22 protein-coding genes are annotated in these 25,519 nt (G+C 62.6%); 16 read left to right on the top strand and 6 right to left on the bottom strand.

What is annotated here, in order from left to right; all coding sequences use genetic code 11:
• Nucleotides 1-251: 251 nt before the first annotated feature.
• From ACM14_RS20095 to ACM14_RS20115, 5 genes are all read right to left on the bottom strand, one after another.
• On the bottom strand, nt 252-1,919 hold the full coding sequence (locus ACM14_RS20095; RefSeq protein WP_003090283.1) for a DUF3141 domain-containing protein: 1,668 nt from the start codon (nt 1,917-1,919) through the stop codon (nt 252-254).
• A gap of 8 nt (nt 1,920-1,927) precedes the next feature.
• Complete coding sequence (locus ACM14_RS20100; RefSeq protein WP_003090284.1) at nt 1,928-2,227, bottom strand: heavy-metal-associated domain-containing protein; 300 nt, start codon at nt 2,225-2,227, stop codon at nt 1,928-1,930.
• A gap of 18 nt (nt 2,228-2,245) precedes the next feature.
• The gene (locus tag ACM14_RS20105; RefSeq protein ID WP_003090285.1) at nt 2,246-2,572 is read right to left on the bottom strand and encodes a DUF2933 domain-containing protein; all 327 of its coding nucleotides are present in this window, start codon (nt 2,570-2,572) and stop codon (nt 2,246-2,248) included.
• Between the two features lie 634 nt (nt 2,573-3,206).
• On the bottom strand, nt 3,207-4,643 hold the full coding sequence (locus tag ACM14_RS20110) for a Cu(+)/Ag(+) sensor histidine kinase (RefSeq protein WP_006226053.1): 1,437 nt from the start codon (nt 4,641-4,643) through the stop codon (nt 3,207-3,209).
• Nucleotides 4,615-5,307, bottom strand: coding sequence for a heavy metal response regulator transcription factor (locus tag ACM14_RS20115; RefSeq protein ID WP_003097513.1), 693 nt, complete (start codon nt 5,305-5,307; stop codon nt 4,615-4,617). The genes ACM14_RS20110 and ACM14_RS20115 overlap by 29 nt, the downstream gene beginning before the upstream one ends.
• A gap of 254 nt (nt 5,308-5,561) precedes the next feature.
• Here ACM14_RS20115 and ACM14_RS20120 point away from each other — a divergent pair, with 254 nt between their 5' ends.
• The 9 genes from ACM14_RS20120 to ACM14_RS20160 all read left to right on the top strand — a co-directional run bounded on the left by ACM14_RS20120 (nt 5,562) and on the right by ACM14_RS20160 (nt 14,906).
• Nucleotides 5,562-7,481 (top strand): copper resistance system multicopper oxidase, encoded by a 1,920-nt coding sequence (locus ACM14_RS20120; RefSeq protein WP_016852800.1) that lies wholly within the window; start codon nt 5,562-5,564, stop codon nt 7,479-7,481.
• Between the two features lie 25 nt (nt 7,482-7,506).
• Nucleotides 7,507-8,487 carry a copper resistance protein B gene (locus ACM14_RS20125; protein ID WP_005408883.1) on the top strand — a complete coding sequence of 327 codons (981 nt, stop codon included), beginning with the start codon at nt 7,507-7,509 and terminating at the stop codon, nt 8,485-8,487.
• A gap of 37 nt (nt 8,488-8,524) precedes the next feature.
• Nucleotides 8,525-9,010 (top strand): DUF411 domain-containing protein, encoded by a 486-nt coding sequence (locus ACM14_RS20130; protein WP_023087259.1) that lies wholly within the window; start codon nt 8,525-8,527, stop codon nt 9,008-9,010.
• Nucleotides 9,011-9,043: 33 nt separating this feature from the next.
• On the top strand, nt 9,044-9,316 hold the full coding sequence (locus ACM14_RS20135; protein WP_006226242.1) for a DUF2933 domain-containing protein: 273 nt from the start codon (nt 9,044-9,046) through the stop codon (nt 9,314-9,316).
• A 287-nt stretch (nt 9,317-9,603) separates the two neighbouring features.
• Nucleotides 9,604-11,910 carry a heavy metal translocating P-type ATPase gene (locus ACM14_RS20140; RefSeq protein WP_196693534.1) on the top strand — a complete coding sequence of 769 codons (2,307 nt, stop codon included), beginning with the start codon at nt 9,604-9,606 and terminating at the stop codon, nt 11,908-11,910.
• Between the two features lie 141 nt (nt 11,911-12,051).
• Nucleotides 12,052-12,438: a copper homeostasis periplasmic binding protein CopC gene (copC, locus tag ACM14_RS20145; RefSeq protein ID WP_023093269.1), complete on the top strand. Its 387-nt coding sequence runs from the start codon at nt 12,052-12,054 to the stop codon at nt 12,436-12,438.
• Nucleotides 12,439-12,442: 4 nt separating this feature from the next.
• Nucleotides 12,443-13,369: a copper homeostasis membrane protein CopD gene (copD, locus tag ACM14_RS20150; protein WP_023093268.1), complete on the top strand. Its 927-nt coding sequence runs from the start codon at nt 12,443-12,445 to the stop codon at nt 13,367-13,369.
• 128 nt (nt 13,370-13,497) lie between these two features.
• Nucleotides 13,498-13,782 carry a CopK family periplasmic copper-binding protein gene (locus ACM14_RS20155; RefSeq protein WP_023093267.1) on the top strand — a complete coding sequence of 95 codons (285 nt, stop codon included), beginning with the start codon at nt 13,498-13,500 and terminating at the stop codon, nt 13,780-13,782.
• Nucleotides 13,783-14,015: 233 nt separating this feature from the next.
• Nucleotides 14,016-14,906, top strand: a complete 891-nt coding sequence (locus tag ACM14_RS20160; protein ID WP_003097524.1) for a LysR family transcriptional regulator — start codon at nt 14,016-14,018, stop codon at nt 14,904-14,906.
• A gap of 4 nt (nt 14,907-14,910) precedes the next feature.
• On the opposite strand, the gene ACM14_RS30840 is transcribed toward ACM14_RS20160, so the two are convergent.
• Nucleotides 14,911-15,216, bottom strand: coding sequence for a helix-turn-helix domain-containing protein (locus ACM14_RS30840; RefSeq protein WP_003097526.1), 306 nt, complete (start codon nt 15,214-15,216; stop codon nt 14,911-14,913).
• Between the two features lie 107 nt (nt 15,217-15,323).
• Here ACM14_RS30840 and ACM14_RS20165 point away from each other — a divergent pair, with 107 nt between their 5' ends.
• The 7 genes from ACM14_RS20165 (at nt 15,324) to ACM14_RS20195 (ending at nt 25,479) form a co-directional block, all read left to right on the top strand.
• Entirely contained in the window at nt 15,324-15,965 is a 642-nt protein-coding gene (locus ACM14_RS20165) for a LysR substrate-binding domain-containing protein (protein WP_023657317.1), read from the top strand.
• 286 nt (nt 15,966-16,251) lie between these two features.
• Entirely contained in the window at nt 16,252-16,563 is a 312-nt protein-coding gene (locus ACM14_RS20170; protein ID WP_006226245.1) for a hypothetical protein, read from the top strand.
• A gap of 75 nt (nt 16,564-16,638) precedes the next feature.
• Nucleotides 16,639-17,946 carry a TolC family protein gene (locus ACM14_RS20175; RefSeq protein ID WP_175403290.1) on the top strand — a complete coding sequence of 436 codons (1,308 nt, stop codon included), beginning with the start codon at nt 16,639-16,641 and terminating at the stop codon, nt 17,944-17,946.
• 15 nt (nt 17,947-17,961) lie between these two features.
• A complete protein-coding gene (locus ACM14_RS20180; protein WP_006226247.1) occupies nt 17,962-19,479 on the top strand; it encodes an efflux RND transporter periplasmic adaptor subunit in 1,518 nt (505 codons plus the stop codon).
• Nucleotides 19,476-22,595: an efflux RND transporter permease subunit gene (locus ACM14_RS20185; RefSeq protein ID WP_006226248.1), complete on the top strand. Its 3,120-nt coding sequence runs from the start codon at nt 19,476-19,478 to the stop codon at nt 22,593-22,595. Before ACM14_RS20180 ends, ACM14_RS20185 begins: the two co-directional genes overlap by 4 nt.
• A 158-nt stretch (nt 22,596-22,753) precedes the next feature.
• Complete coding sequence (locus ACM14_RS20190) at nt 22,754-23,851, top strand: IS5 family transposase (RefSeq protein WP_006226249.1); 1,098 nt, start codon at nt 22,754-22,756, stop codon at nt 23,849-23,851.
• A 665-nt stretch (nt 23,852-24,516) separates the two neighbouring features.
• Complete coding sequence (locus ACM14_RS20195) at nt 24,517-25,479, top strand: chromate resistance protein ChrB domain-containing protein (protein ID WP_005797799.1); 963 nt, start codon at nt 24,517-24,519, stop codon at nt 25,477-25,479.
• Nucleotides 25,480-25,519: the final 40 nt, after the last annotated feature.

A 25,519-nucleotide genomic window follows, 5' to 3' on the forward strand; every position in this document is an offset into this window, starting at 1 on the left:
TGGCAACGTTCATCAGATCGAATTGCCAAGTTTCGCTCGGCGCTAGCAGCACGCGAGGCCGCCGATCAGGCCCATGCTTCCGATGCTGTAGCGCCGTTGCTGGCGTGGTGATACGGGAGAATCCAACTTTGATCCGTGCCTGGACGACGCTGAAAAGCGAAATCGGCCGTGGCAGGCGCATCGCCTCCGACAAGGAGCGTGCTGCTTGCGACCCGTGAGCGTCTCTTTTTGCAGCCACAGTGGAGGGTCGTTCAGTTGGCATAGGCCTGCTCGAACACAAGCTCAGCCCACAGGTCCCGGCTCTTGCGCCATGATTCCATGGCCTGCCCAATCGCGTCTGCACCAGTTCGCTCAAGCTGATACCAAGGATTTTCGACCCGATGGGGATCCTGCGCACTCCACTGCTCAAGCCATCGTTGCACCCATGGCAGCAGCGCCAGGGCCGGGGTCACCTGCTCGGACCAGACCTTGCGACTGACGCGCATGGGGTGCAGCGCGCGAAGTTCACGAGCCGAGTCGGGGGTGACGGCGAAGCGGACCCACGGCGACACCCACTGCGAATAGAAGCGCTCGGTGATCTCCGAGAGTGCTTCGACCTTGTCGAACCCCGCCGGGTTGGCGTCGTAAGGCAGGTCTTCCAGCCGCCGCGGCTGGAACTGCGCAGCGGCGGCCGACTCCGAAGAGGCGCTGTCCTCCAGAACCATCTCGTAGAGTCCAGGCTTGAGTGCCTGGATCGATTCGGCATGATGCAAGATGGCGCGGTGCTCGCGTCGCGCCACCCCCGCGGAGACGAAGATGCCAAGGTGGCCAACATGTTGGTGCAGCAGGTACACCACGCGCTGGCCCGCCGCCACCAGGTCTGCGGTCGTCGGATATACCGCTTTGAGCCAGCCGAGCGCCTGGTGGGGCGGTGTGATGTTGTCGCCGTTGGAGCAAAAGACCACCAGCGGTGCGCCAATGCGGCTGAGATCCGCGCGGCAGTGGCCATCGACCACGACCTCGCCGCTCTCCAGGTGATTACCTACGAAAAGATCGCCTGCGATCGACAACATTTCCTCGCGGGCAAGCTGGTAGAAGCCATTCCACCAACGCTCGAACTCCAGGAAGCGATCGCGCTCAGTCTCCGGCTGCGCGAAGAGCGTGTCGTATTTCTTGAACACGCCCTCGGGCCGCAACGCCTCGAAGTTCTGGACCAGCCAGGCACCGTCGAATCGCCCGGCGCCGAGGTCCGACGCCCAGTGCGCCGGCCAGATGCCGCCCGTGAACCCACCGAGCAGCCGCATGGGGTTGATGCCTCTCTCGCCTGCCCAGTACGACAGCGGCGAGCCATTGAGCACTGCCAAGGCGGCACGGTGCTCGCAGTGCGACAGCGCCAGCGTGATCGCCCAACCGCCTTGGCAGTTGCCGTAGACGATCGGGGCCTTGCCTCGGTGGCGCTTGGCCACCATGTCGATGAATGTGGCCAGGGTCTGGACGACTGCGCCCATGGTCTGGCCCTCGACGGGCTCCGGATCGAACACTACGAAGTACACGGGATGGCCTTCGAGCAGTGCCATGCCAACTTCAGAATCGCGTTTGAAGCCGCCAATGCCAGGGCCGTGGCCGGCGCGTGGATCGACCACCAGCACCGGCGCGGCGCCTTTGCGCACATGCTTCTCCAAGGCGTCGGTGCCACAGCGAGTGACACGCAGGAGCCGGTAGTTGCTCGCCGGTTGCAAGTCGTGGCCGTCAGCCACCTGCTCTGACTCGAAGTGGAGCAGCGGCGGCATACCCGCCGCTTCGTGTTCGGTCATGTTGTTGGCGCGCTGTCTCAGCGCTTCGCCGGACGCGACGGTCCGCCACAGCATGTCGCCCCAGTAGGCAGCAAAGAGTCCAAGCGGTGCGGCGGCGATACCCTGGGAGTTCGTGCGTGCGTCCATGGCGTCGATCAGCGGCAGCAGCAGCCGCCATGCCCCTTTGAACGGGCAGCGGCCGGCGCATGGGAGGCACCGGCACCCGCCGCAATGCCCGGCGAGGAATCAGCGGATGCCTCGTAGCCCGCGGCAGCTAAGGCCGCGATCAGCTCAGGCGTCTTCTGGGCCGTCTGGTCGCCGGTGACACTCGCTGCGCCGCGAGCGAGATCGACATGCACGTCTTGCACACCAGCTACGCGCTTGAGCGCCTTGCTGACCGAGTTCGCGCAGGAGGCGCAGGTCATGCCGGCAACCTTGAGTTCGATGGTTTCCATGATGATGCTCCGGTGGTTTCAGTGGTGGTGCCCGGACTGGTCGACGGATTTCGGGCGGCTCCGGTCGTCTGATTGGCGCGCAGGCGAACCCCCTTCATCGCCCCGAGGCGGCTGATCTTGATGGTCATGACCGCCATGTGCGCCGTGACTGCCATGGCCGAAGATGTGCATCAACGGACAGGCGAGGATGAAGAGGAAGGGAAGCAGTTGCAGAAGATGGGCGTTGTGGCGGTAGAACATCCAGGCAACGGCGGCGGCGAGGCCGAGCCACAGCAGCCACTGGTTGATGCGAGACCAGTTCGGGCCGTTTCCTGTGCTCTTACTTCGATCGGGCGGAATATTCATGGCGATGCTCCTTCGTGAAGTTGACCCTTGTCGATTGGCGAGATTCCCGCATTCGAGTGCCGTGCAGGGCGCTGATCAGGCCCATCCATAAAACAGGTATGCCAGAAGAATGGGGCTGAACACCGGAGATTTCCATGGCCCCGCTAAAAAGTCCTCGATAGTTTCTGAGCATGATCGACCCGTGCCAAATGTGGCTTGTTAAGCTCAGCATAGAGCTGAGGTGAAGGCAGTACCTTGATCTTGATCAAAAAGACTCTCTGTACCCAGCTACGGGGTACATACCCCGCGCAGCGAACCAGCAGACCAGCTCACCTCAGGGGCTCAGCGCACACCGCCAAGTGAGCGCGCGACAGATGTGCCGAGCAGGCAGACGTTCGGCACCGATCGGAGGCTATCTACGAACGGTGTCCGGAACTGTGACCGGATCGCGGCCGAGCAAAGGCCCTCGCGTGCGGTGTGGACGTAGCGATGGGATACACAAGCGCATGATGTCGGCGCCTGCCGCTAGGACTGGGCACGTGGCAGTCACGGAGAAAAAATGTCCCGCTCGCGTAGCAACGTGGCCGGCCGGGTAGATCCCAGAATCAGGCAAAGAGATACGCCAGTTGGCTGGACGGACCGCAGCGCCCTCGGACTACTGCCGCAGATGGGGCAATACCAAGTCAAACCTGGTGACAAGCTCACTGGAGGTCACGGCAACGGAGCCACCATGTGCCTCCGCAATCGATTTCACGATGGCAAGGCCAAGACCGGCGCCCGCCGTATTTCGTTGCCGTGCCGGATCAACTCGGTAGAAGCGGTTGAAGAGCTTTGGTAGATCGCGCTCAGGAATTCTCTCACCGGGATTGACCACACTGATCGTTGTCCACTGCTCATCCTGCGAAAGCAAGACCGTGATGCTCTTGCCGCGAGGCGTGTGTCGAATTGCATTCGAGAGAAGATTGTTCAGCGCCCGGGTGAGCATTTCCCGATCCGCCGCTATGCTGCCGATCGCCCCTTTAACACCAAGCGTAATGCCGCTATCTTCTGCCAGCGCCTCGAAATAGTCGAACAGACTCCGCACCAATTCGGACAGATCAATGGTAGACAGACGCAAGTTGCGGGGATCATTTTCCGTTTGGGCAAGAAACAGCATGTCACCAATCATGCGTCCCATCCGATCAAACTCTTCCAAATTTGAATAGAGGATTTCTCTGTATTCCTCGTTGCTGCGCGGCTGGCCAAGCGCCACGTGAGTCTGCGTGACCAGGTTGGTGACGGGCGTGCGCAACTCGTGCGCGATGTCTGCGGAAAAGTGTGATAGCCGGGTGAAGCCTTCCTCGATTCTCGCCAACATATCGTTGAAGGCGAATACCAGTTCCGCCAGTTCGATCGGCACATCCCGAGGATCCAGCCTCACATCCAGCTTTGAAGAGCGAATCGCCCGAATCTCTTCATTGACCTTGCGAATCGGCAGGTGGCCCCACTGCACCGCCAGCCAAGCCACACCGAGCGCCAGACACATGACCAAGCCGGTTGCCCACCAGAGCATGCGCTTGAACTCCGCCAGGAAGTCGAGATGAAAGCCGATGTCCATGGCGGCGACGATGCGGTAGCCGGGCGCCGCTGAATCGTCAGCAGGCAGTTGTATCACCACACCTCGATATGACCTCTGATCCTCCTGCCACACGATCAAATCGTCAGCGGTGATGCGGTTGACCAACTTTTTGCTACTGGCAAGTTTAGACAGGTCAGGACCGGGCGTGGCATAGATGCTATTGCCAGCCCCATCGTAGACGCCGTACGTCATCCCATGATGTCCTGCGACTGCGTTGGCCAAGTGTTGCTTCAGTTCGTCGCTTGCGATGTCACTTGCAAGCTGGTGCACGGGCTGAGCCAAAGCGGTTGTCACTGCCTCCAGTTCGTGGGCATCCTGTTGAGCAAAGTGGTGCTCCAACGACCGGAGAATGACCCAATTGAACACAAGAAACACCAAGGTCGTGGCGATACCAACGAGGGCCGTGACCCTCAATGCAAGCGACGCTGGACGGCTTTGCCGCGGCTTATGGCGCAGGGGCATCATCGGGCGCATCGAGCGTGTATCCCATTCCACGCACGGTGTGGATGAGCTTCGGATTGAACGCATCGTCTATCTTCGCGCGTAGACGGCGGATGGCTACATCGATGACGTTGCTGTCGCTGTCGAAATTCATGTCCCACACCTGCGACGCGATCAGAGAACGTGGAAGGACCTCCCCCTGGCGACGGGCCAGAAGCTCAAGCAACGCGAACTCCTTGCTGGTGAGATTGATGCGTTGGCCAGCGCGCGTTGCGCGCCGGCGCGCCAAGTCCAGTACCAAATCGGCAACCTGGATGCGATCAGGCTGGCTCGGAGCGCTTCCGCGTCGCAGCAGCGTCCGCACCCGCGCCAGCAACTCAGAGAACGCGAATGGCTTGACGAGGTAGTCGTCCGCTCCCAGTTCCAATCCCTTGACACGGTCGTCTACACCGCCACGCGCCGTCAGAAAGAGCACAGGGACCTGTTTACCGGCATCTCGAAGGGCACGCACGATGCGCCAGCCATCGACATCCGGCAGCATGACATCCAAGACCACCAGATCGTATGTCTCGCCCATGGCCAGGTGGTGTCCGTCCAATCCGTTGCGCGCCAGATCCACGACGAATCCCGCCTCCATGAGACCTTGGCGGACGTAATCCGCCGTCTTGTTCTCGTCTTCAACGACCAGCAGTTTCATCGCATGTCCCATGAAATCGCTACGGCGCGGAAAAATAGCCGCTCACGATGTACGCATTCATCCACCTTCAATCAGCAATTTACTGGTTGCCAGCTTCCACGAACATGACACGAACATTACATGAATGTAATTCAGGGGTCATTCGATGGAAAGTGCCCAACCCATAGCATGACCTGCATTGCGTCGAACTGTGCCGCTCAGGATGGGGTGGCGTTTAGAACGACTTCCGAGTCATCTATGGAGGATTTCAGGCCATGCCGCCTCGTTCACCCTTTTTTATCGTGCCCACACAGGGCCTTTCTCGTCGGCGTTTCGTCCAAGGGTTAGCCGCCGGCGGCGTTCTCGCTGGGCTGTCCACGCCGGCGTTCAAGGCATTTGCCCAGCAAGGCTCCGCGACGCGCGGTGCCGCCCCTGTGCTGAAGGGCACCGAGTTCGACTTGGTGATCGCCGAATCGCCCGTGAACTTCACGGGCAAGCCAGGCGTGGCTACGACCATCAACGGCTCGCTGCCGGCACCGACATTGCGTTGGCGCGAGGGTGACACCGTCACAATCCGTGTAACCAACAAGCTGCGTGAAGCCACATCCATTCACTGGCACGGGATCATCCTGCCGTATCAGATGGATGGCGTACCGGGCATCAGCTTCAATGGCATCGCTCCCGGCGAGACCTTCACGTACCGCTTCAAGGTTCAGCAGAGCGGCTCCTACTGGTACCACTCGCACTCCGGCTTCCAGGAACTCACGGGCATGTACGGGGCGATCATCATCGACCCCGCTGGCGCCGAGACCATCCACGCCGACCGTGACCACGTGCTGCTGTTCTCGGATTGGACCGACGAAGACCCGATGCGGGTGTTCACCAAGCTCAAGTCCCAAAGCGACTATTACAACTACAACCAACCTACCGTCTTCGACTTCTTCCGGGACGCCTCGCGCGAAGGCACGGCCGCTGCGATCGACAAGCGCAAGATGTGGAACGAGATGCGGATGAATCCGACGGATCTCGCAGATCTGTCTGCCGCCACGCTGACCTATCTGGCCAACGGCGTCACCCCCGCCGGCAATTGGACGGCGCTGTTCCGACCGGGTGAGCGCGTGCGGCTGCGCATGGTCAACGGTGCGGGCAACACCTTCTACGACGTACGCATTCCAGGACTGAAACTCACGGTGGTGCACGTCGATGGTGTTGACGTGGAGCCGGTGACCGTCGATGAGTTCCGATTCGGTCCTGGCGAAACCGTCGACGTGATCGTCCAGCCACGGGATGACGCTTACACGATCTTCGCCCAGGCGATGGACCGGACAGGCTACGCGCGTGCCACGCTGGCCGTGCGTGAAGGTCTTCAAGCTCCCGTGCCTGCCCTCGATCCGGTCGAATGGCTGACCATGAACGACATGATGGGCGGCATGATGGGGGGCATGGACCATGGCGGGTCCGGCCAGGCCATGGAGATGACCGGGATGACCGGGATGACCGGGATGACGGGCATGACGGGCATGACCGGGATGACCGGGATGGGCTCGGGTTCGATGTCCGGGATGGATCATGGGGCGATGGCAGGCATGAATCACGGCGCCATGAACCACGGTGGCATGGCGATGGATCACAGCCAACACGCCGCGGCGGCGGGGGGACTGGCCGTGCCCAGCACTACTGCTCGCCACGCTCGCACCGAGTATGGTGCCAGCACGGACATGCGCGTTGACATGGCGCGCACCAACCTCGATGACCCCGGCATCGGACTGCGCAACAACGGTCGGCGCGTGTTGACCCTCGCGGATCTGCATACCCCGTCGGGGCCGCTGGACAAGAGAGGCCCCGGCCGGGAGGTCGAACTGCACCTCACGGGCAACATGGAACGCTACGCATGGTCCCTGGACGGGCTGGAGTTCGGAAAGTCCACGCCGGTGCACTTCAAACACGGCGAGCGGCTGCGGGTCATTCTGCACAACGACACCATGATGACCCATCCCATGCACCTGCACGGCATGTGGAGCGAGCTGGAAAGCCCCGACGGTCGCTTCCTTGCGCGCCGCCACACCCTGCCGGTGCAGCCAGCACAACGCATCAGCTTCCTGGTGACAGCCGACGCGCTCGGCCGCTGGGCGTGGCACTGCCACCTGATGTTCCACATGGATGCCGGCATGTTCCGCGAAGTCGTGGTGTCTTGAACCCAGCGCACAAGGAAGACCAAGAATGTCCAAAGCACTCCCCACTCGCGCACTGGCCACGACGCTTCTGGCCCTGGTAAGCGTCGCCGCCCAGGCACAAGCACAGAACGACCATGCAGCGCACGGCCAGGCCGACGCTCAAACGGCCGCGCCATCCACTCAGACCGTGGCTCCTGCCGCCGACCCGCACGCGGGTCACGCGACATCGGCGAGCGGCTCGACCGCGGCCCCGGCCATGGATCACGGCAACATGCAGATGCAGGGCGGGTCGGCGCCTCCTGACGCCCGCGATCCGCACGGCTACTCCAATGGCCTGACATTGGGATCGGGCGACTACGCCGTACCCGGTGTGCCGCGGCTGATGCTGGCCGACGAACACAGGTTCTTTTCGTTGCGCGGCGAAACCCTGGAACGCCGCTTCACGCGCAAAGGGGACGATTCCACGGCCTACGACCTCCAGGCGTGGTATGGGACGACCTACAACAAGGCCGTCGTGAAGGCCGAAGGCGATATCGCCAAAGGAAAGCTCGAAGAATCGCGTACCGAGCTTCTCTGGGGGCACGCCGTCGCACCGTACTGGGACACCCAGCTCGGCGTTCGGGTGGATAACGGAGAAGGCCCGAGCCGTCAATGGTTGGCTTTCGGCATCCAGGGCCTCGCCCCCTACTGGTTCGAGCTGGAGGCGACGGGCTACGTGGGAAGTGGTGGACGTACGGCGCTGCGTGTCGAAGGCAGCTACGAGCTGCTGCTGACCCAGCGACTGATTCTGGAGCCTCGCGCCGAGTTGCAGTTCTATGGCAAGGACGACCCGGAACGCGGTATCGGCAAGGGCCTGGCCGAAGCGTCTGCTGGCTTGCGCCTGCGCTATGAATTCAGTCGCCAGTTCGCCCCCTATATCGGCGTGGAACGGGCGGGCAGCTTCGGACGCACCGCGGACTATGTGCGTGCCGAAGGCGGCCGTGCCCAGCAGACGCGCTGGGTGGCTGGCGTGCGATTCTGGTTCTAGAACCTAGCGGGTTTGATCATCTGATGAGAGGCAATCTATGAACATGCACTACGACAGAAGCCAGGGCAAAGTGCCGAGACGCCAGGCATTGATCGCTGGCTTGTTGGTGATGGCACTCGCAGGACCGAGCCTGGCGCAGAGCCGACCGATTGCCAAGGTCTGGAAGGACCCGAGCTGCGGATGCTGCAAGGACTGGGTCTCACACCTGCAAGGCGCAGGCTTCGATGTGCAGGTTCTCGACACCGGGAACACCGCAGCGCGCACGCGGCTGGGCATCCCACAGAAGTACGGTTCTTGCCACACGGCGCAGATCGGCGGCTATGCCATCGAGGGTCATGTGCCTGCCTCGGACATTCAACGCTTGCTGCGCGAAGCCCCCCAGGCCATCGGCCTCGCGGCGCCGGGCATGCCGGTCGGTTCGCCCGGCATGGATGGTCCGGCCTATGGTGGACGCAAGGACGCCTACGACGTGCTGCTGATCGGGAAAAGCGGTAGCAGCACGGTCTATCAGTCGCATCGCTGACCATCCATCAACCCTTCTTCGTGGAGATATGCCATGCAGCATCAGCACACACAGACCCCCAGCGATCGTCCCCGGTTCTGGCGATCGCGCTACGGCGTGGCGTTCCTCATCATCGCCGCTGTCGCCGCGTATTTCCTGCTCAAGGAGCACACGGCGCATGTTGCCGGCTATCTCCCCTTCCTGCTGCTGGCGGCTTGTCCGCTGATGCACCTGTTCATGCACCGTGGTCACGGCCACGGCGGACACGATCATGCCGCGCGTCAGGGTGAGGAAGGTGCCGCAGCCTCCAAGGAGCAGAAGCAATGAGTCGAGGCACTCGCACCGTGCGAGCACGCGACGCCGCGCTTGTCTCCTTGCGCGCCTGCGGCCTGCTGCGATCACCAGACACCAACGGTTAACGGCGGAGGCCACTTGTCACTATGAATTCACCCAGTAAGTCTTCAGGACAGGAGCACGCAGGCATGGCCGCGGGTGCCACAACGTCCGGCCCGCATACGCACCACCATCACGCCAGCCATGCTGGAAGTGACGATGCGGGCGGGTCCTCAAGCCACACGCAGCCCGATGCCGCGACGCGAGATCCGGTGTGTGGCATGGCGGTCACGGCGGCGTCGCAGCACCGCTCCACGCACTTGGGGAACACGTACTTGTTTTGCAGCACCGGATGCAAGGCCAAATTCGACGCCGATCCGGCGCGATATGCCAGCGGTGACGCGGGCATAGGCACACGCAGCGGCCATGCACCGCATCACCATGCCAGCACCGCAGTTTCACCGGCCCCGGCGGCATCGCCAACCGCGCCCGGAACCATCTACACCTGCCCGATGCACCCGGAGATCCGCCAGGATCATCCGGGAACCTGCCCCAAGTGCGGGATGACGCTGGAGCCTCTGCTGCCCGACCTCGATGACGACAACCCGGAGTTGCGTGACTTCTCGCGTCGCTTCTGGTGGACCTTGCCGCTGACGCTCGTGGTCCTGGCGCTGGCGATGCTGGGCGAGCGGCTGCACCTGATGGACATGGCTACACAGAGCTGGGTCGAGTTGGTGCTGTCGTTGCCGATCGTGCTGTGGGCCGGCTGGCCCTTCTTCTCCCGCGGCTGGCTGTCCGTGGTCAACCGCAGCCCGAACATGTGGACACTGATCGGCCTGGGAACAGGTGCGGCATTCATCTACAGCGTTGTGGCAACCGTTGCGCCGGAAGTGTTTCCAGCTTCCTTCATGTCCATGGGACGGGTCGGCGTGTATTTCGAGGCCGCCGCCGTCATCATCTCGCTGACACTGCTCGGCCAGGTGCTGGAACTCAAGGCCCGCTCCCAGACTTCGGCGGCCATCAAGTCGCTGCTGGGGCTGGCGCCCAAGACCGCGCGGCGCATCAATGCGGACGGCAGCGAGGAAGACGTGCCGCTCAGCCATGTGCACGTCGGCGACCTGCTGCGCATCCGACCCGGCGAGAAGGTGCCGGTGGATGGCATCGTGCACGAGGGCAGCAGCTCGATTGACGAATCCATGCTGACCGGCGAACCGCTGCCCGTCAGCAAGCGCGTGGGCGACAAGGTCATCGGGGCCACACTCAACACCAGCGGCGCGCTGGTCATGCGTTCGGAGCGGATCGGCTCGGACACCGTTCTGTCGCAGATCGTCCAGATGGTCGCCCAGGCGCAGCGTTCCAAGGCACCGATGCAACGCATGGCCGATGTCGTTGCCGGCTACTTCGTGATGGCCGTCGTCGCCATTGCGGTCACGACGCTCTTTGTATGGGGATTCTTCGGGCCACAGCCCACCTGGGTCTATGGACTGATCAATGCGGTGGCCGTCCTGATCATCGCCTGCCCGTGCGCGCTGGGTCTGGCCACGCCGATGTCGATCATGGTCGCAACGGGCCGTGGCGCCACGCAGGGCGTGCTGTTCCGCGATGCCGCGGCGATCGAGAATCTTCGCAAGGTCGATACCCTCGTCATCGACAAGACAGGAACCCTGACCGAAGGCCGACCTGCTTTCGATCAGGTCGTCGCAGCGCCCGGCTTTACGAACGATGAGGTGCTGCGTCTTGCGGCCAGCCTGGACCAGGGCAGTGAACACCCCCTGGCCGACGCCATCGTGCAGGCCGCGCGTGCCCAGGGCCTCCAACTCGTGAAGCCTCAGAGCTTTGAATCGGGAACCGGCATCGGCGTGCGCGGAAAGGTTGAGCACCGGCAACTGGCGTTGGGCAACACAGTGCTGATGGAACAGTCTGGCGTATCGGTGGAACCGCTCGTACCCCAGGCCGAAGCTCTGCGCGGCGAAGGGGCCAGCGTCATGTACCTGGCGGTGGACGGGCAGCTCGCGGGCTTGCTCGCCGTATCCGATCCGGTCAAGGGCAGCACCCCCGAGGCCCTGGCCGCGTTGAAGGCTGCGGGCCTGCGGGTCATCATGGCCACCGGGGACGGGCAGACCACCGCCAAAGCCGTCGGTGCACGCCTGGGCATCGACGAGGTGCATGGTGAGGTCAAGCCGGCGGACAAGCTCATGTTGATCGAGCGGCTGCAGAAAGAAGGACGCATCGTCGCCATGGCCGGTGACGGCATCAACGACGCGCCGGCCTTGGCGAAGGCAGACGTGGGCATCGCCATGGGAACGGGAACCGACGTGGCGATGAACAGCGCCCAGGTCACGCTTGTCAAGGGCGACCTGCGTGGCATCGCTGTCGCTCGCACGCTCTCGGTGAGTACCGTGCGCAACATGAAGCAGAACCTCATGTTCGCCTTCCTCTACAACGCGCTGGGCATCCCCATCGCCGCCGGGGTTCTCTATCCCCTCACGGGCTGGCTGCTGTCGCCGCTGATCGCAGCATTGGCGATGAGCCTGAGTTCGGCGTCCGTCGTTGGCAACGCCTTGCGCCTGAGAGCGAGCCGACTGTGACCGGATTTTCTTTCTGAACCTACAGGAGCCTGCTATCGCCCAGCGAACCGTTTCTTTCGTTCCACGCCGTTGCGAAGGTGCAAGCCTTATCTCGGCATTTCGTTCTTAAACCACACCTCACACATCCAGGTAAAAACTTCTATGACCCGTTCACATTTCATCGCCAAGCTCGTCGCGCCGATCGCTGCTGGTCTGTTCGCCACCGCCGCATTCGCGCATCCTTCGCTGGTGTCTTCAACGCCGGCCGACAAGTCGCAGGTTTCCGCGCCAGCCACCATCGAGCTGAAGTTCTCCGAGACGCTGGTGCCGCAGTTCTCCGCCGCGAGCCTTGTCATGACTGGCATGCCGGGAATGGCGAGCCATGGCCCGACGAAGATCAACGCCAGCGTCGCGGCTGCCGGCGACGGCAAGACCATGGTCATCACGCCGGCACAGGCGCTCCAGCCCGGTGACTATCGCGTCGAATGGCGCGCCGTCTCCTCGGACACGCATCCGATCTCGGGTAACGTCACCTTCAAGGTGAAGTAAGCCCATGGCCGGGGATTGGTTGACCATCGTCCTGCGCCTGGCGCTGTATCTGGACCTGGCGGCGGCGTTTGGCGTCGCCATGTTCGGTCTCTATGCTTTGGGCAACGACGAGCGATCCTCGACGATCTCGCGCCGCTATCGCGTCCTCATTGGCGCATCCGCTGCCATCGGCATTGCCCTGTCGATGTGGGGCATGACGGTCATGGCCAAGGCCATGTCCGGTGCCCAGAGCTACGCGGAGCTGTCAACGCACGTCTTCGTCATGCTCATTACGGGCACGCACATGGGCATCGCCTGGTGCATTCGCATCCTCGCGCTGTTGGTGTGTGTGCTCGTCGCAATGTTGAAATTGAACGCTACCTTGCGATTTGCAGTGATGGCGCTCTCCACCGGCGTGGCGCTGGCGACCCTTGCGTGGGCAGGCCACGGCGCGATGGACGACGGCGTTCGCGGCTACATCCATCTTGCGTCGGATATCACGCACCTCTGGGCAGCGGGCGCTTGGGTGGGCGCATTGGTGGCGTTCTTGATGCTGGCATCCCACAAGCGGGATGTCGCGCAAGACCCGGTAGCGGTCCTCAGTCGGACGTCGAATGGCTTTGCTCGCATAGGTACAGCGATCGTGGCTGCACTCGTCGTGAGTGGAATTCTCAATTACCTGTTGATCGCCGGACCATCGTTTGATCCGCTCATCTCGACGCTGTATGGCCGGCTGCTGATGGTAAAGCTCTTGCTTTTCGCAGGCATGCTGGCGTTGGCTGCTGCCAATCGGTATCGGTTGAGCCCGAGCCTGGAGGCAGCTTTGAAGGCAGGCAATCGCGCACAGGCCGTCATCAAGCTTAGGCAGAGTCTGTTCACGGAGGCGACCTTGGCCGTTTTGGTTCTGGCGAGCGTTGCATGGCTTGGCATCTTGTCTCCCACTGGAACCTAGTCCTTCATGGGCGGCAGATGACAGCACATGAATTGAATGTAATGCACGGGTAAGCGCTCTGTAGACCGCCTGCTTTTACATTTAACGACGCGGCGCAAGTTGTCGTCGTTTTTACAAAGGAGTCGATCATGAAATCGCAAATTGTCATTGCCGCCCTGTTGAGCGCTCTCTCCGTGCCAGCCTTCGCCGGTCATGCAGCAGCCCAAGCAGCCAAGGAAATGGTTCCCTTGGCTGACGGGGGAACGCTGTACATCTTCAAGGACGGAAAGATGGCACAGGAAAGCCGCTTCGGGCGCGCCGTCTATCTCAATGTCGGAGCTTCGGTGTCGACGAAGGATGGGCGCAACATCGCGATCACCAGCAATGAAGTCGCTCGCCTCGGGTCGCTGCTACAAGAAGAGCACGGCGGATGACGCCGCGGGTGTGCGGTGCTTTTCAAAGCTTCTGCACAGTGTGACAGAGACGCGCGCCCCGATCGGGCGCGCGCGCGCTTGGGACGCGGCACGAGCAACCACGAGCGCTCAAGATGCCAGTTTTTGCGATGTCAAGCGCATCAACTTCCCTGAAATGGATCCAGCCTCCCCGTCCACCGTGATTCGTCCACGGGACATCTGGCGCGAATGAGAACTTGCGAGGAGCCCGATTTATGGAGTTGCGTCATCTACGATGCTTTGTCGTCTTAGCAGAGGAGTTGCATTTCACGCGGGCGGCCGAGAGGCTGCATATAGAGCAACCCCCCTTGTCTCGCGCGATCAAGGAATTGGAAGATGAGCTTGGGGTCACGCTGTTTGACCGCGACCGCAGGGGCACACGGCTGACCGTGGCGGGGGCGGCATTCTTGCAGGACACCCGCCGACTCTTCACTGTCCTGGAGCAAGCGCGTGAGAATGCCAGAGCCATTGCCGCGGGCCTGAGGGGCAGCCTGCGCATTGCAATTTCCGATGGTGCGATGGACCCACGACTATCGGCGTTCCTAGCTCGTTGCCGCGCGGAAGAGCCCGAGGTCGAGATACGTCTCTCCGAGGTACCGCTGACCGAGCAGATACGGGGCCTACGGTCTGGCGACTTCACGATCGGATTTGCACACGCGGCGGATGTTGGCGAAGGCATCGTGGCTGAACCGATCTGGCGAGACCCGATTGTGATCGCCGTGCCAGCGCGGCACTCGCTTCTTGCGCACAAGCAAGTTCCGCTGAACGAACTTCAGGGTCACCCACTGGTTCTGTGCGACAAACTGGCCTGCGAAGGCTACTGCCGAGAACTAAATCGGCTGCTACAGGTTCTGGAACACAGACTCAACGTTGTCGAAGAAGTGTCGTCGCTGGACATGATGCTAACGCTCGTCGGCGCAGGCTATGGGATTGGTTTCATGACGGCGACCAAGATTCCCATCAGCCAGAGGCCGGACGTGGTGATTCGCCCTCTGGCGCAGGACACGGCGGTAATCACAACCTATCTGCTTCGGCCAGAAAGCAGCAACTCATCGGTTTCGCTGGATCGCTTCATCGAACGTCTGCGAGGACCTCCGGATGACTAAAGCGTCAATGCCTATCTGAATCGTGCGCCGCGGCACGAAGATTGCGTTCGGCTGCGCTGACGAGTTCCGCAGCACTGAGCTTGAGTCCGGCGGCGATTCTTAAGATCAGAGCGAGAGTGGGCATGTGCTCCCCACGCTCTATTTTGCCCATGTGCGATCGCTCGATCCCTGCTTTCGCAGCCAGTTCTTCCTGAGCAACACCTTGCGTCAGGCGGGCGACACGAACGGCCGCTCCGAATGCCAACGCTGGCTCGGCGTCGAAAGTGGTAGTTCCTGGGGGACGGCCTCGTCGGACAGTTCGCTTCTCCATCCTTGGAAGCGTCGAACAGTCCAAACAATTTAACCACGTTAAGTTTAACTCAAACTAGCTATCATGAAGACTTTCCATCCTTGTCTTATCGCTTCTTGGGGCCTCTCATGCACGACGCCACCAGCCCACGCCCACAGCTCAGGCTCGCCATAGCGCCTGGTGTGGCCTCTTCGTACCTAGCTGCATTGCTTGCCCTGCAGCGCGCGGAGGAGCCCGAAGTTTCTATGGAATTTAATGAGGTTACGGCGAGCGATCTCATTACGGGCCTCTACAAACGGCGCTTCGACGTCGGCCTTTCTCTGAAGCAGGTGAGCGATTCTTCGCTGAAGAGTCTTTCTATTTGGTTCGAGGCGACAGCTCTTGCCACGCCGCTGCGATACCCACTGCTCCGGCAGCAGTCAATCAGAATAGACGAACTTAAGGAGCACTCCGTGTTTCGATGGAAGGCCGAATATTCTCCTTCGCTGGACCAGTACCTGTCCTCCATGTCATCAACGGAAAGGCCGAATGTCCAGCATGTCAGTTCTTTTGAGATGTTATTGCTCTGGGTCGCAGCTGGATATGGCGTAGGGATTTCCTCGCGATCACGCATCGAAACCGCTAGCCAGTGCGGAATCTGCACGCGCCCAATAGCCGATGGCCCCTACGAGGTCATTACGCACCTGCAGCGACTCTCGGGACAGACGAATCTTGTAGCTGATCGATTTGAGCTTAGAGCCTTGCGAGTTGCCGAGGCGCGTAAAGCATGACAACCACGTGCGGTGCCCGCCCTTGCCGGTGGATTTGCAGCGGGTGCCGGTTCGGGCCAAGGCGCCGTCCAGACGCATCAATTCATCCTGGAAACTGACCTTGATCAATTCAACTCCCTACAACTTCCAATAGTATGTCCGCATGATCGGCTTAAGGCGCCTTCTCGCAAGATGGAGCCGCTGGATTACCAGCGGCCTAGTCGTAACCTTGCTTTTCTCGCAGGTTGCGATGGCGATGTACGTCTGTCCCAAGCCAGACCCGAGGGCATCTGTGGAAACCACGCAAATGCGTGCCACGATCTCGATGCAGCAGGCTGACAAGTTGCCAATGTCGGATTGCACCGGCATGCCTGATTCCATGGACAGCGAAGCGCCACAGTTGTGCCACGCTCATTGCAGTGGCGATCGGGAGTCGGCGCTTTCATGGCAGGGGCTGGACATTCAGTTTCTCGCGGCGCACGTGATGTGGCTCGCCAACTCGCTGCCCGGGTTGGTTCTCGACCGGGTAGCCCTCAGGCGGCACGTTACCTACATTCCTCCCAATCCCCGCGCGGGCTTTCCGCCGATCTACCTCACGTTCCAAGTCCTGCGGAATTGATTTATGTGTCCGTGCTCGCCGCGCACCGATGCGGCAGACCACGTGATTTCGTGAATACCAATTCCGAGGACAACCATGTTTACTCCCTTTTTTGGCGCCCCCGAGGGGCGCCCGTCGGCGTACGGCCGAGGCACAACGCCGGCCTCGATGCGAGTGCATCGTCTGAAAGCTATCAGCATCGCGTTGGCGGGCAGTGCGCTTGTCTCGCCTGTAGCCTACGCCCTCGATTTTGCTGAGGCACGCCTTATCGCGGAGCAGCAGAGCCCACGCATAAGCGCGCAGCAGTTGCAGGTTAACGTCGCCGAATCCGTGCAGAAGGCAGCAGGCTCGCTGCCCGACCCCAAGCTCTCGCTCGGCATCGAAAACTACCCCATCAGCGGCATGGATCGCTGGAGCATGACGCGCGAATCCATGACGATGCAGCGCTTGGCGCTCATGCAGGAAGTGCCCAACTGGGCCAAGCGCGACGCCCAGGTCGCCAGCGCGCAGGCGCGTGTGGATCGAGAACGCGCGGCGCTGGTTTTGCAGCGATTGCAGATCCGCCAGGAACTCAGCCTGGCGTGGATCGCCGCGCAGGCGGTGGAGCAACGGGAGATACTGCTGACGGAACTGCTCGCGGAGAACCAGCGCCTGCAAGACAGTCTCCCCGCTCGCGTCGCCGGCGGCACCGCCCAGGCTGGCGATCTGTTGGTCGCGCAACAGGAGGCGCTGACACTCACGGACCGCCGTGACGATCTACAGCGGGACCGGGCCAAGGCCAGGGCCGCGTTGCGGCGCTGGGTGGGCTCCAGGGCCGACGAAGCACTGCAAGGCGATCCAGGCCCGCTCACTCGCCCCGTCGCGCAACTGCGCACAGAACTGGCGAATCACGCGGAGCTTGAACTCTATCCGGCGATGCAAAGCATGGCCCGGGCCGAGTCCCGCGAAGCCCAATCAGAGACCCGCGGCGATTGGGCCTGGGAGATAGCCTATAGCCGGCGTGATCGCCGATGGGGCGACATGGTGTCATTTCAGGTGACATTCGATCTGCCTTGGCAGAAGGATCGACGCCAAGTGCCCATGATCGAGGCAAAACGGCACGAGTTGGAACGTCTGGACGCCGAACGCGAAGACGTGGCGCGGCGGCATTTGCAGGAGCTGGACGACAGCGCCGCCGAACTCCAAGCGTTGAACAGCCAGATCGACCGCCTGCAGACCGCCGGCTTGCAACTGGTACGGAACCGAGCGGCACTTGCATTGAGCAACTACCGATCCGCCAAGGGGGACCTGAGCGCTGTGCTCAGTGCACGCGCCCAGGTGCTGGAGACGCGCATGCGTCTGATCGACCTTGGAGCGCAGCGCGACAGCCTCGTCGCCCGACTGAACAGCCTGATCGCGGACTGAGTGGAGACCCTCGCCATGAATACCTCTTCGAGAAACATCCTTGCCGGCTTGACGCTGGTTGCTGCCGGTATTGCCGTTGGATGGGGCGTCGCCCAATGGCGCGCCGGCCACCTCAGCGGCTCCCCCGCTGCCAACGTCACCGTTGCAAGCGCTCCGACCGAGCGGAAGGTGCTGTATTGGTACGACCCGATGGTGCCGACCCAGAAGTTCGACAAGCCCGGCAAGTCGCCCTACATGGACATGCCGTTGATGCCGAAGTACGCGGATGAAGACACGCAAGACAGCACGGGCCTCAGCGTGTCGGCGCAAGCGGTGCAAGCCCTAGGGCTGCGTACAGCCGAAGTCCTGCAAGGCAAGATCGGCGCAGATGTGAACGTCGTGGGCACCGTGCTGCTCAACGACCGCGACGTCAGCATCGTGCAGGCGCGGACCGCCGGCTTCGTCGAGCGTGTCTACGCACGGGCTGCGGGCGACGTGATCGCAGCAGGGGCACCGCTGGCTGACCTATTGCTGCCGGAGTGGATCGCCGCACAGCGCGAGTTTCTCTCGGTTCGCGCGATGGGCGACGCACCGTTGACCGCAGCTGCCCGCCAACGGCTGCTGCTGCTCGGCATGCCGCAAGCCCTGATCGCCCAGGTGGAGCGCACAGGCGAGCCCAAGGGGCTGTACACGGTCACAACACCTCAAGGCGGCTTGGTGGCCGAACTGATGGTGCGCCAGGGCATGACGGTTTCCGCCGGGGAAAGCCTGGCCAGGGTGAATGGCTTGGCCTCGGTGTGGATCGAAGCGGCCGTCCCCGAAGCACAAAGCGGACCATTGCAGGTCGGCCAAACGGCGCAGGTCCGGCTGGCGGCGTTTCCCGGTGAAGTGCTCCAGGCGCGCATCGTGAGCATCCTGCCCGAAGCCAACCGCGACACCCGTACGGTGCGAGTGCGGCTTGAAATGGCCAATCCCGGCCAGCGCCTGAAGGCCGGCATGTCCGGCCAGATCGCGCTCAAAGGCAACGAACAGCCCGCGCTGCTTGTTCCCAGCGAAGCGGTCATCCGCACCGGCAAGCGCGCACTGGCCTATGTGGTCGATGGACCCGGCAAGTTCCATCCCGTGGAGGTCCAGGTGGGCGCGGAGGTAGGCGATCAACTGGTGGTCAACGGCGGGCTCGCGGCGGGACAGCAGGTGGTGGCCTCGGCGCAGTTCCTGATCGATTCGGAAGCCAGCCTGCGGGGCGTGCTGCCTGCAGGTGCCGCGGCGTCCGCGCCTGCATCGCCGCACAACGGGCACGGCACCTCGTCGCCAACGGCCGCGGCCACCAACGCTTTCGTGGTGCGCGGCGTGATCGAGGAGATGTCGCCCACCGAGCTGACGCTGGCGCACGAGGCCGTGCCAGCCCTCCAATGGCCGGCCATGACCATGGGCTTCAAGCTGAGCAGCCCGCAGCTCGCCGCGGGTCTTTCGGTTCGGCAGCAGGTGCGATTCACCTTCTCCAAGCAAGGTGAGGGCTACGTGATCACCGCCATCGAAAAGGTGCAGCCATGATCGCCAAGCTGATTCGATGGTCGGTGGCCAATCGCTTCCTGGTGCTGCTGGCCACCGCCATGCTCACGGCATGGGGCGTGTGGGGCGTTCGCAGCACGCCCGTGGATGCGCTGCCGGACTTGTCAGACGTGCAGGTCATCATTCGCACCAACTACCCAGGACAGGCGCCGCAGATCGTCGAGAACCAGGTCACCTACCCGTTGGCCACCACCATGCTGTCGGTGCCAGGGGCCAAGACCGTGCGCGGCTTCTCGTTCTTTGGCGACTCGTTCGTCTATGTCTTGTTCGAGGACGGAACCGACCTGTACTGGGCCCGCTCACGGGTACTGGAATACCTGAACCAGGTCCAGGGCCGATTGCCCGCCACGGCGAAGCCGGCCCTGGGTCCGGACGCCACAGGCGTCGGCTGGATCTTCCAGTACGCGCTCGTGGATCGCACGGGCAAGAACGATCTGGCGCAACTGCGTGCGTTGCAGGACTGGTTCCTGAAGTTCGAACTCAAGAGCCTGCCCAACGTGGCCGAGGTGGCATCGGTGGGGGGCATGGTCAAGCAGTACCAGGTCGTGCTCGACCCGATCAAGTTGGCGTCCTATGGCCTCAGTCAGGCTCAAGTCCGCGATGCCCTGATGGGGGCCAACCAGGAGACCGGCGGCTCCGTCCTGGAATTGTCAGGCGCGGAGTACATGGTCCGCGCGAGCGGCTACCTCAAGACCCTGGACGAGTTCCGGGAGATCCCCTTGACGGCACGCGGCGGTGTGCCGGTGCGGCTGGGGGATGTTGCGACGCTCCAGATAGGCCCGGAGATGCGGCGTGGCATTGCCGAACTCGACGGAGAAGGCGAGGTCGCCGGCGGCGTGGTGGTGCTGCGCTCCGGCAAGAATGCCCAGGAGACGATCGCTGCCGTCAAGGCCAAGCTCGCGGAGCTGCAGGGCAGCCTGCCGCCGGGCGTCGAGATCGTCACCACCTACGACCGCAGCGCGCTGATCGAGCGGGCCATTCGCAATCTCACGACCAAGCTAGGCGAAGAGTTTCTGGTGGTGGCGCTGGTCTGCGCACTGTTCCTTTGGCATCTTCGTTCTGCGCTGGTGGCCATCATCTCGCTACCTCTGGGCGTGATGACGGCGTTCTTGGTCATGCGCTACCAGGGCATCAACGCCAACATCATGTCGCTGGGGGGGATTGCCATCGCCGTGGGGGCGATGGTGGATGCAGCGGTGGTGATGATCGAGAACGCCCACAAGAAGCTGGAGGCTTGGCAGCACGCGCACCCAGATCAACGGCTGCAGGGCAAGGAACGGTGGGACGTGATCACACAGGCCGCGGAGGAAGTCGGTCCTGCGCTCTTCTTCTCGCTGCTCATCATCACGCTCTCGTTCATCCCGGTCTTCACCCTAGAAGCGCAGGAAGGCCGGCTGTTCGGCCCGCTGGCGTTCACCAAGACCTACGCGATGGCCGCGGCCGCAGGGCTGTCAGTGACGCTGATTCCCGTACTCATGGGCTACTGGATTCGCGGGCGTATCCCGGATGAGCAGAAGAACCCCATCACCCGCATCCTGATTGCAGCCTACCGGCCAGCACTGGAGTGGGTACTGCGCCGGCCCAAGGCGACGCTGCTGATCGCCGTGCTGGCCTTGGCGACCACGGCCTGGCCCTTGGCGCGGCTCGGCGGTGAGTTTCTGCCGAGGTTGGACGAAGGGGACCTGCTCTACATGCCCTCGGCCCTGCCGGGACTCTCGGCGCAGCGCGCCACGGAGTTGCTGCAGCTGAGCAACCGCATGATCAAGACCGTACCTGAAGTGGACAAGGTGTTCGGCAAGGCAGGACGGGCCGAAACTGCGACCGATCCGGCGCCCCTGGAGATGTTCGAGACCACGGTTAAGCTCAAGCCCAGGGAACAATGGCGTCCAGGCATGACGCCCGAGAAGCTCGTGGAAGAGCTGGATCGTGCCGTGAAGATCCCGGGCCTGTCCAATATCTGGATTCCCCCTATCCGCAATCGCATCGATATGCTGGCTACCGGCATCAAGAGCCCGATCGGGGTGAAGGTGACCGGCAACGACCTGGGCGTGATCGATCGCATCGCTGCAGAGGTCGAGCAGGTCGCCAAGGGCATTCCCGGCGTGACGTCGTCACTCGCGGAGCGCTTGACGGGCGGGCGCTACGTGGATGTTCAGATCGACCGCGTAGCCGCCGGTCGCTACGGCCTGAACATCGCCGATGTCCAGGCGGTCATCGCCGGCGCGGTGGGTGGCGAAAACGTCTCGGAAACGGTCGAGGGGCTTGCCCGCTTTCCGATCAATCTGCGCTACGCGCGAGAATGGCGTGATTCACCACAACGGCTGGCAGAACTACCCATCTTCACGCCGATGGGTCAGCAGATCACGTTGGGGACCGTGGCACGCATCGCGATCACCGATGGACCGCCCATGCTCAAGAGCGAGAACGCACGGCCCTCCGGTTGGGTCTATGTCGATGTGCGCGGCCGTGATCTAGCCTCGGTGGCCAACGAACTGCGCGATGCCATCGGGCAGCAGGTCAAGCTGGAGCCGGGTGTGAGCATCACCTACTCCGGGCAGTTCGAATACATGGAGCGGGCCAATGCACGCCTGAAGGTTGTGGTGCCTGCCACCCTGTTGATCATCTTCGTTCTGTTGTACCTGACCTTCGCGCGTGTGGACGAAGCGGGCTTGATCATGGCGACCTTGCCCTTCGCGCTCACGGGGGGCATCTGGTTCCTGTACCTGCTGAATTACAACCTGTCCATCGCCACCGGCGTGGGATTCATTGCGCTGGCAGGTGTGGCGGCGGAGTTCGGCGTGGTGATGCTCATCTATTTGAAGCAGGCCTTGGCGGAACGTTGCCCCGATGGGCGCAACCCAACGCGAGAAGAACTGCTAGATGCGATCCGGGAAGGGGCGGTGCTGCGCGTGCGCCCAAAAGCGATGACCGTTGCGGTCATCCTGGCGGGCCTGGTACCCATTGTTTGGAGCAGCGGCACGGGCTCTGAAGTCATGAGCCGCATAGCAGCTCCGATGCTCGGCGGGATGGTGACCGCACCGTTGCTGTCGCTGTTCGTGATTCCGGCTGCCTATCTGCTGATGCGTAAGCCGCGCTAACGTTGCAACGCGGCAGGGTCTCATAACCGAGGCCCTGCCGTCTCCGGTGCGGCCTATCGGCACCCCAAGTGAATAACCTATTGAAACATCACACCTAGCAGGCTGCTGAAGAACCTCTCTATCCGTAGACTATTGGGATAGTCACTTCATTCAATGCCATGCGCGGTGTAGACGTCTTCAGCGAGCAGTTATTCACGGTCAAGCGGCTGGAGGAGTTCATCCCAGCCAGCCATCCGTTGCGTCCGGTGCGGGAGATGGTCAACGAGGCGCTGCGGCGCCTGGACGGGCTGTTCGAGCGGATGTACGAGCCGAGCTACAAGGGAGGCCGCCCGAGCATCGCGCCGGAGAAGCTGGCGCGGGCGATGCTGCTGCAGGTGTTCTACAGCATCCGATCGGAGCGGCAGCTGATGGAGCAGGTGCAGTACAACCTGCTGTTTCGCTGGTTCATCGGGCTGTCGATGGACGATGCGGTGTGGGTGCCGACAGTGTTCACCAAGAACCGCGAACGGCTGATCGAGCATGACGTGGTGGTGGCCTTGTTCAACGAGATCGTGGCGATGGCCGACGCCCGTGGCTGGCTGTCGGGCGAGCACTTCAGCGTGGACGGGACGCTGATCCAGGCTTGGGCCGGTCACAAGAGCTTCGTGCGCAAGGACGGCGGTGAGGATGGCGACGGGACGGACTTCCGGGGCAAGTCACGGGGCAACGACACGCATGCCTCCACGACCGATCCAGATGCACGGTTGTACCGCAAGGGCAAGACGGCGAGCGAACTGCGCTACATGGGCCACACGCTGGCAGACAACCGGCACGGCCTGATCGCTAATGCGCGGGTGACTCATGCCGACGGCTACGCCGAGCGTGAAGCGGCCAAGGCGATGATCGGCGATGCACGCCAGGCCAACCCCGACGGTGCGCTGACGCTGGGTGCGGACAAGGGCTACGACGCAGCCGAGTTCGTCGAGGCTTTGCAGGAGATCGGGGTTGCTGCGCACATTGCGCAGAACACCAGCAACCGCCGCTCGGCGGTGCCTGATGCCATCGCCACGAGCGCCGGTTACGCGATCTCGCAGACCAAGCGGAAGCTGATCGAGCAGGGCTTTGGCTGGGCCAAGCTGATCGGCAACATCCGGCAGGTGATGGTGCGGGGCCTGGCCAAGGTGGATCAGATGTTCATGTTGAACATGACCGCCTACAACCTGGTGCGCATGCGCACCTTGGGACAGTTGTGCCTGCAGGGCGGGATAAGGGCATGAAAAGGGCGGGAATCGTGTTGAAACCGGCGCTCAAGGCCCTGAATCGGCACCTTCATGCCCAATCTGTGGCCATTGCAATCACTCGGAACGGAATAACGGCCTTACCGCTCCGCACATCAGATGGTTCTTCAGCAGCCTGTTAGGGGCGCGAAGGCATCACGCCGAGTCGTCAGAGCGCAGGCTGGATTCCGACAGCAGCACGATGCGCTGCTCGTCAGTGATGAGTGCGTTGTTCATGGTGAGCTCCTGAAAGGTTGCCGGGCGGAATTGCCCGACCCTTTCGGGGCACGGCGCAGCGCAAGCAGTCAAGGGTCAACGACGGCCGCAGGCCGCAAGAGTGCGAGCACGCGCCGCCCTTGCACGGCGAGAACGCCGTGGCACGATGGAGAAGCAACAAGCCGCCACACCGCGCCACCCAGGCACAGCCGGTATTAGCAAGCGCAGCGCGCAGGCCCGGATCTGCGATCAGGGCCGCAGTTGCGTGAAGGATCGACGCCGCATGGCCGTGATTCGGCACGAAGCACGGGGCAACGCCCGAGAGCCTGACGGCGCCGCGCGCCGACACGCCCCAGGGCGGGGTGCAAATCTTCTGAACCCAGTAGTTACTGTTTTGTAGAGATCGCTACATCATTGCAACGACCGTGAAAGGGATTTAAGCTGTTGCCATGACTCTCACCTCCGACTCTTGGCTGACCCTCATCGTCAGCCTCCCCTCCGCGAGCGCCACGGCACGCATGCGGATTTGGCGCGCCGTCAAGGCGCTCGGCTGTGCCGCCTTGCGCGACGGCGCCTACCTACTGCCCGCTCAGGCCGAACAGGCTGCGCAGCTACAAATGCTGGCCGATGAAGCGCTGCAGGAAGGTGGCCAAGCCTGGCTGCTGCAGGTACAAGCCCTTGACCTGGCTGAGCAGGCCACCTTTCAGGCGCTGTTCGACCGGACGGCCGATTACACCCCCTGGCTGGAGGAACTGGCGCAAGCACGCCAGACGCTTTCCGCCCTGAGCGCAGCCGAACTCCAGCGTACACAGCGCAAGCATGCGCGTGCCTATGAGGTCATCCGCAAAATCGACTTCTTTCCCGGCGAGACGTCGATCCGCGCCGACGCCCAGTGGCGCGATTTCGCCAACGCCCTCGAATCTATGCAGTCACCCGGCGAGCCGCAGCCTATGGCCGGCCGCATTGCTCGGCGTGATCGCATGCAGTACCAGGGGCGAGTCTGGGCCACACGCCGCCATCTCTGGGTGGACCGCGTGGCGAGTGCCTGGCTGATCCAGCGTTTTATCGACCCTCACGCGCGCTTCCTGTGGCTGAACACCGCAGCAGACTGCCCGTCCGATGCGCTGGGTTTCGATTTCGACGGCGCGACTTTCTCGCACGTGGGCGAGCGGGTGACGTTCGAGGTACTGCTGGCGAGCTTCGGCCTGGAGGACGATCGGGGTCTCTCGCGCCTGGGAGCCATGGTGCATGCGCTCGACGTGGGTGGCGCGACCACACCCGAGGCCAGCGGCTTCGAGGCCGTGCTGGCCGGCGCACGCAAGCGCTGGCCGGACGACGACGCGCTGCTGGTCGACATCGGCGGCGTGCTGGATTCGCTCCATGCCCATTTCTCCAGTAGTCGCAAAACGTGACGACCCACCTCAGATCACTTCTTTAACTCAGATCACTTTT

Source organism: Delftia sp. JD2, assembly GCF_001682645.1.
Taxonomy (GTDB): Bacteria; Pseudomonadota; Gammaproteobacteria; order Burkholderiales; family Burkholderiaceae_C; genus Comamonas; species Comamonas acidovorans.

Coding starts and splice junctions, on each gene's coding strand:
- ACM14_RS20095 (WP_003090283.1), bottom strand. CDS start 1,919: ATGGACGCACGCACGAACTCCCAGGGTATCGCCGCCGCACCGCTTGGA.
- ACM14_RS20100 (WP_003090284.1), bottom strand. CDS start 2,227: ATGGAAACCATCGAACTCAAGGTTGCCGGCATGACCTGCGCCTCCTGC.
- ACM14_RS20105 (WP_003090285.1), bottom strand. CDS start 2,572: ATGAATATTCCGCCCGATCGAAGTAAGAGCACAGGAAACGGCCCGAAC.
- ACM14_RS20110 (WP_006226053.1), bottom strand. CDS start 4,643: ATGCGCCCGATGATGCCCCTGCGCCATAAGCCGCGGCAAAGCCGTCCA.
- ACM14_RS20115 (WP_003097513.1), bottom strand. CDS start 5,307: ATGAAACTGCTGGTCGTTGAAGACGAGAACAAGACGGCGGATTACGTC.
- ACM14_RS20120 (WP_016852800.1), top strand. CDS start 5,562: ATGCCGCCTCGTTCACCCTTTTTTATCGTGCCCACACAGGGCCTTTCT.
- ACM14_RS20125 (WP_005408883.1), top strand. CDS start 7,507: ATGTCCAAAGCACTCCCCACTCGCGCACTGGCCACGACGCTTCTGGCC.
- ACM14_RS20130 (WP_023087259.1), top strand. CDS start 8,525: ATGAACATGCACTACGACAGAAGCCAGGGCAAAGTGCCGAGACGCCAG.
- ACM14_RS20135 (WP_006226242.1), top strand. CDS start 9,044: ATGCAGCATCAGCACACACAGACCCCCAGCGATCGTCCCCGGTTCTGG.
- ACM14_RS20140 (WP_196693534.1), top strand. CDS start 9,604: ATGGCGGTCACGGCGGCGTCGCAGCACCGCTCCACGCACTTGGGGAAC.
- copC (WP_023093269.1), top strand. CDS start 12,052: ATGACCCGTTCACATTTCATCGCCAAGCTCGTCGCGCCGATCGCTGCT.
- copD (WP_023093268.1), top strand. CDS start 12,443: ATGGCCGGGGATTGGTTGACCATCGTCCTGCGCCTGGCGCTGTATCTG.
- ACM14_RS20155 (WP_023093267.1), top strand. CDS start 13,498: ATGAAATCGCAAATTGTCATTGCCGCCCTGTTGAGCGCTCTCTCCGTG.
- ACM14_RS20160 (WP_003097524.1), top strand. CDS start 14,016: ATGGAGTTGCGTCATCTACGATGCTTTGTCGTCTTAGCAGAGGAGTTG.
- ACM14_RS30840 (WP_003097526.1), bottom strand. CDS start 15,216: ATGGAGAAGCGAACTGTCCGACGAGGCCGTCCCCCAGGAACTACCACT.
- ACM14_RS20165 (WP_023657317.1), top strand. CDS start 15,324: ATGCACGACGCCACCAGCCCACGCCCACAGCTCAGGCTCGCCATAGCG.
- ACM14_RS20170 (WP_006226245.1), top strand. CDS start 16,252: ATGCGTGCCACGATCTCGATGCAGCAGGCTGACAAGTTGCCAATGTCG.
- ACM14_RS20175 (WP_175403290.1), top strand. CDS start 16,639: ATGTTTACTCCCTTTTTTGGCGCCCCCGAGGGGCGCCCGTCGGCGTAC.
- ACM14_RS20180 (WP_006226247.1), top strand. CDS start 17,962: ATGAATACCTCTTCGAGAAACATCCTTGCCGGCTTGACGCTGGTTGCT.
- ACM14_RS20185 (WP_006226248.1), top strand. CDS start 19,476: ATGATCGCCAAGCTGATTCGATGGTCGGTGGCCAATCGCTTCCTGGTG.
- ACM14_RS20190 (WP_006226249.1), top strand. CDS start 22,754: ATGCGCGGTGTAGACGTCTTCAGCGAGCAGTTATTCACGGTCAAGCGG.
- ACM14_RS20195 (WP_005797799.1), top strand. CDS start 24,517: ATGACTCTCACCTCCGACTCTTGGCTGACCCTCATCGTCAGCCTCCCC.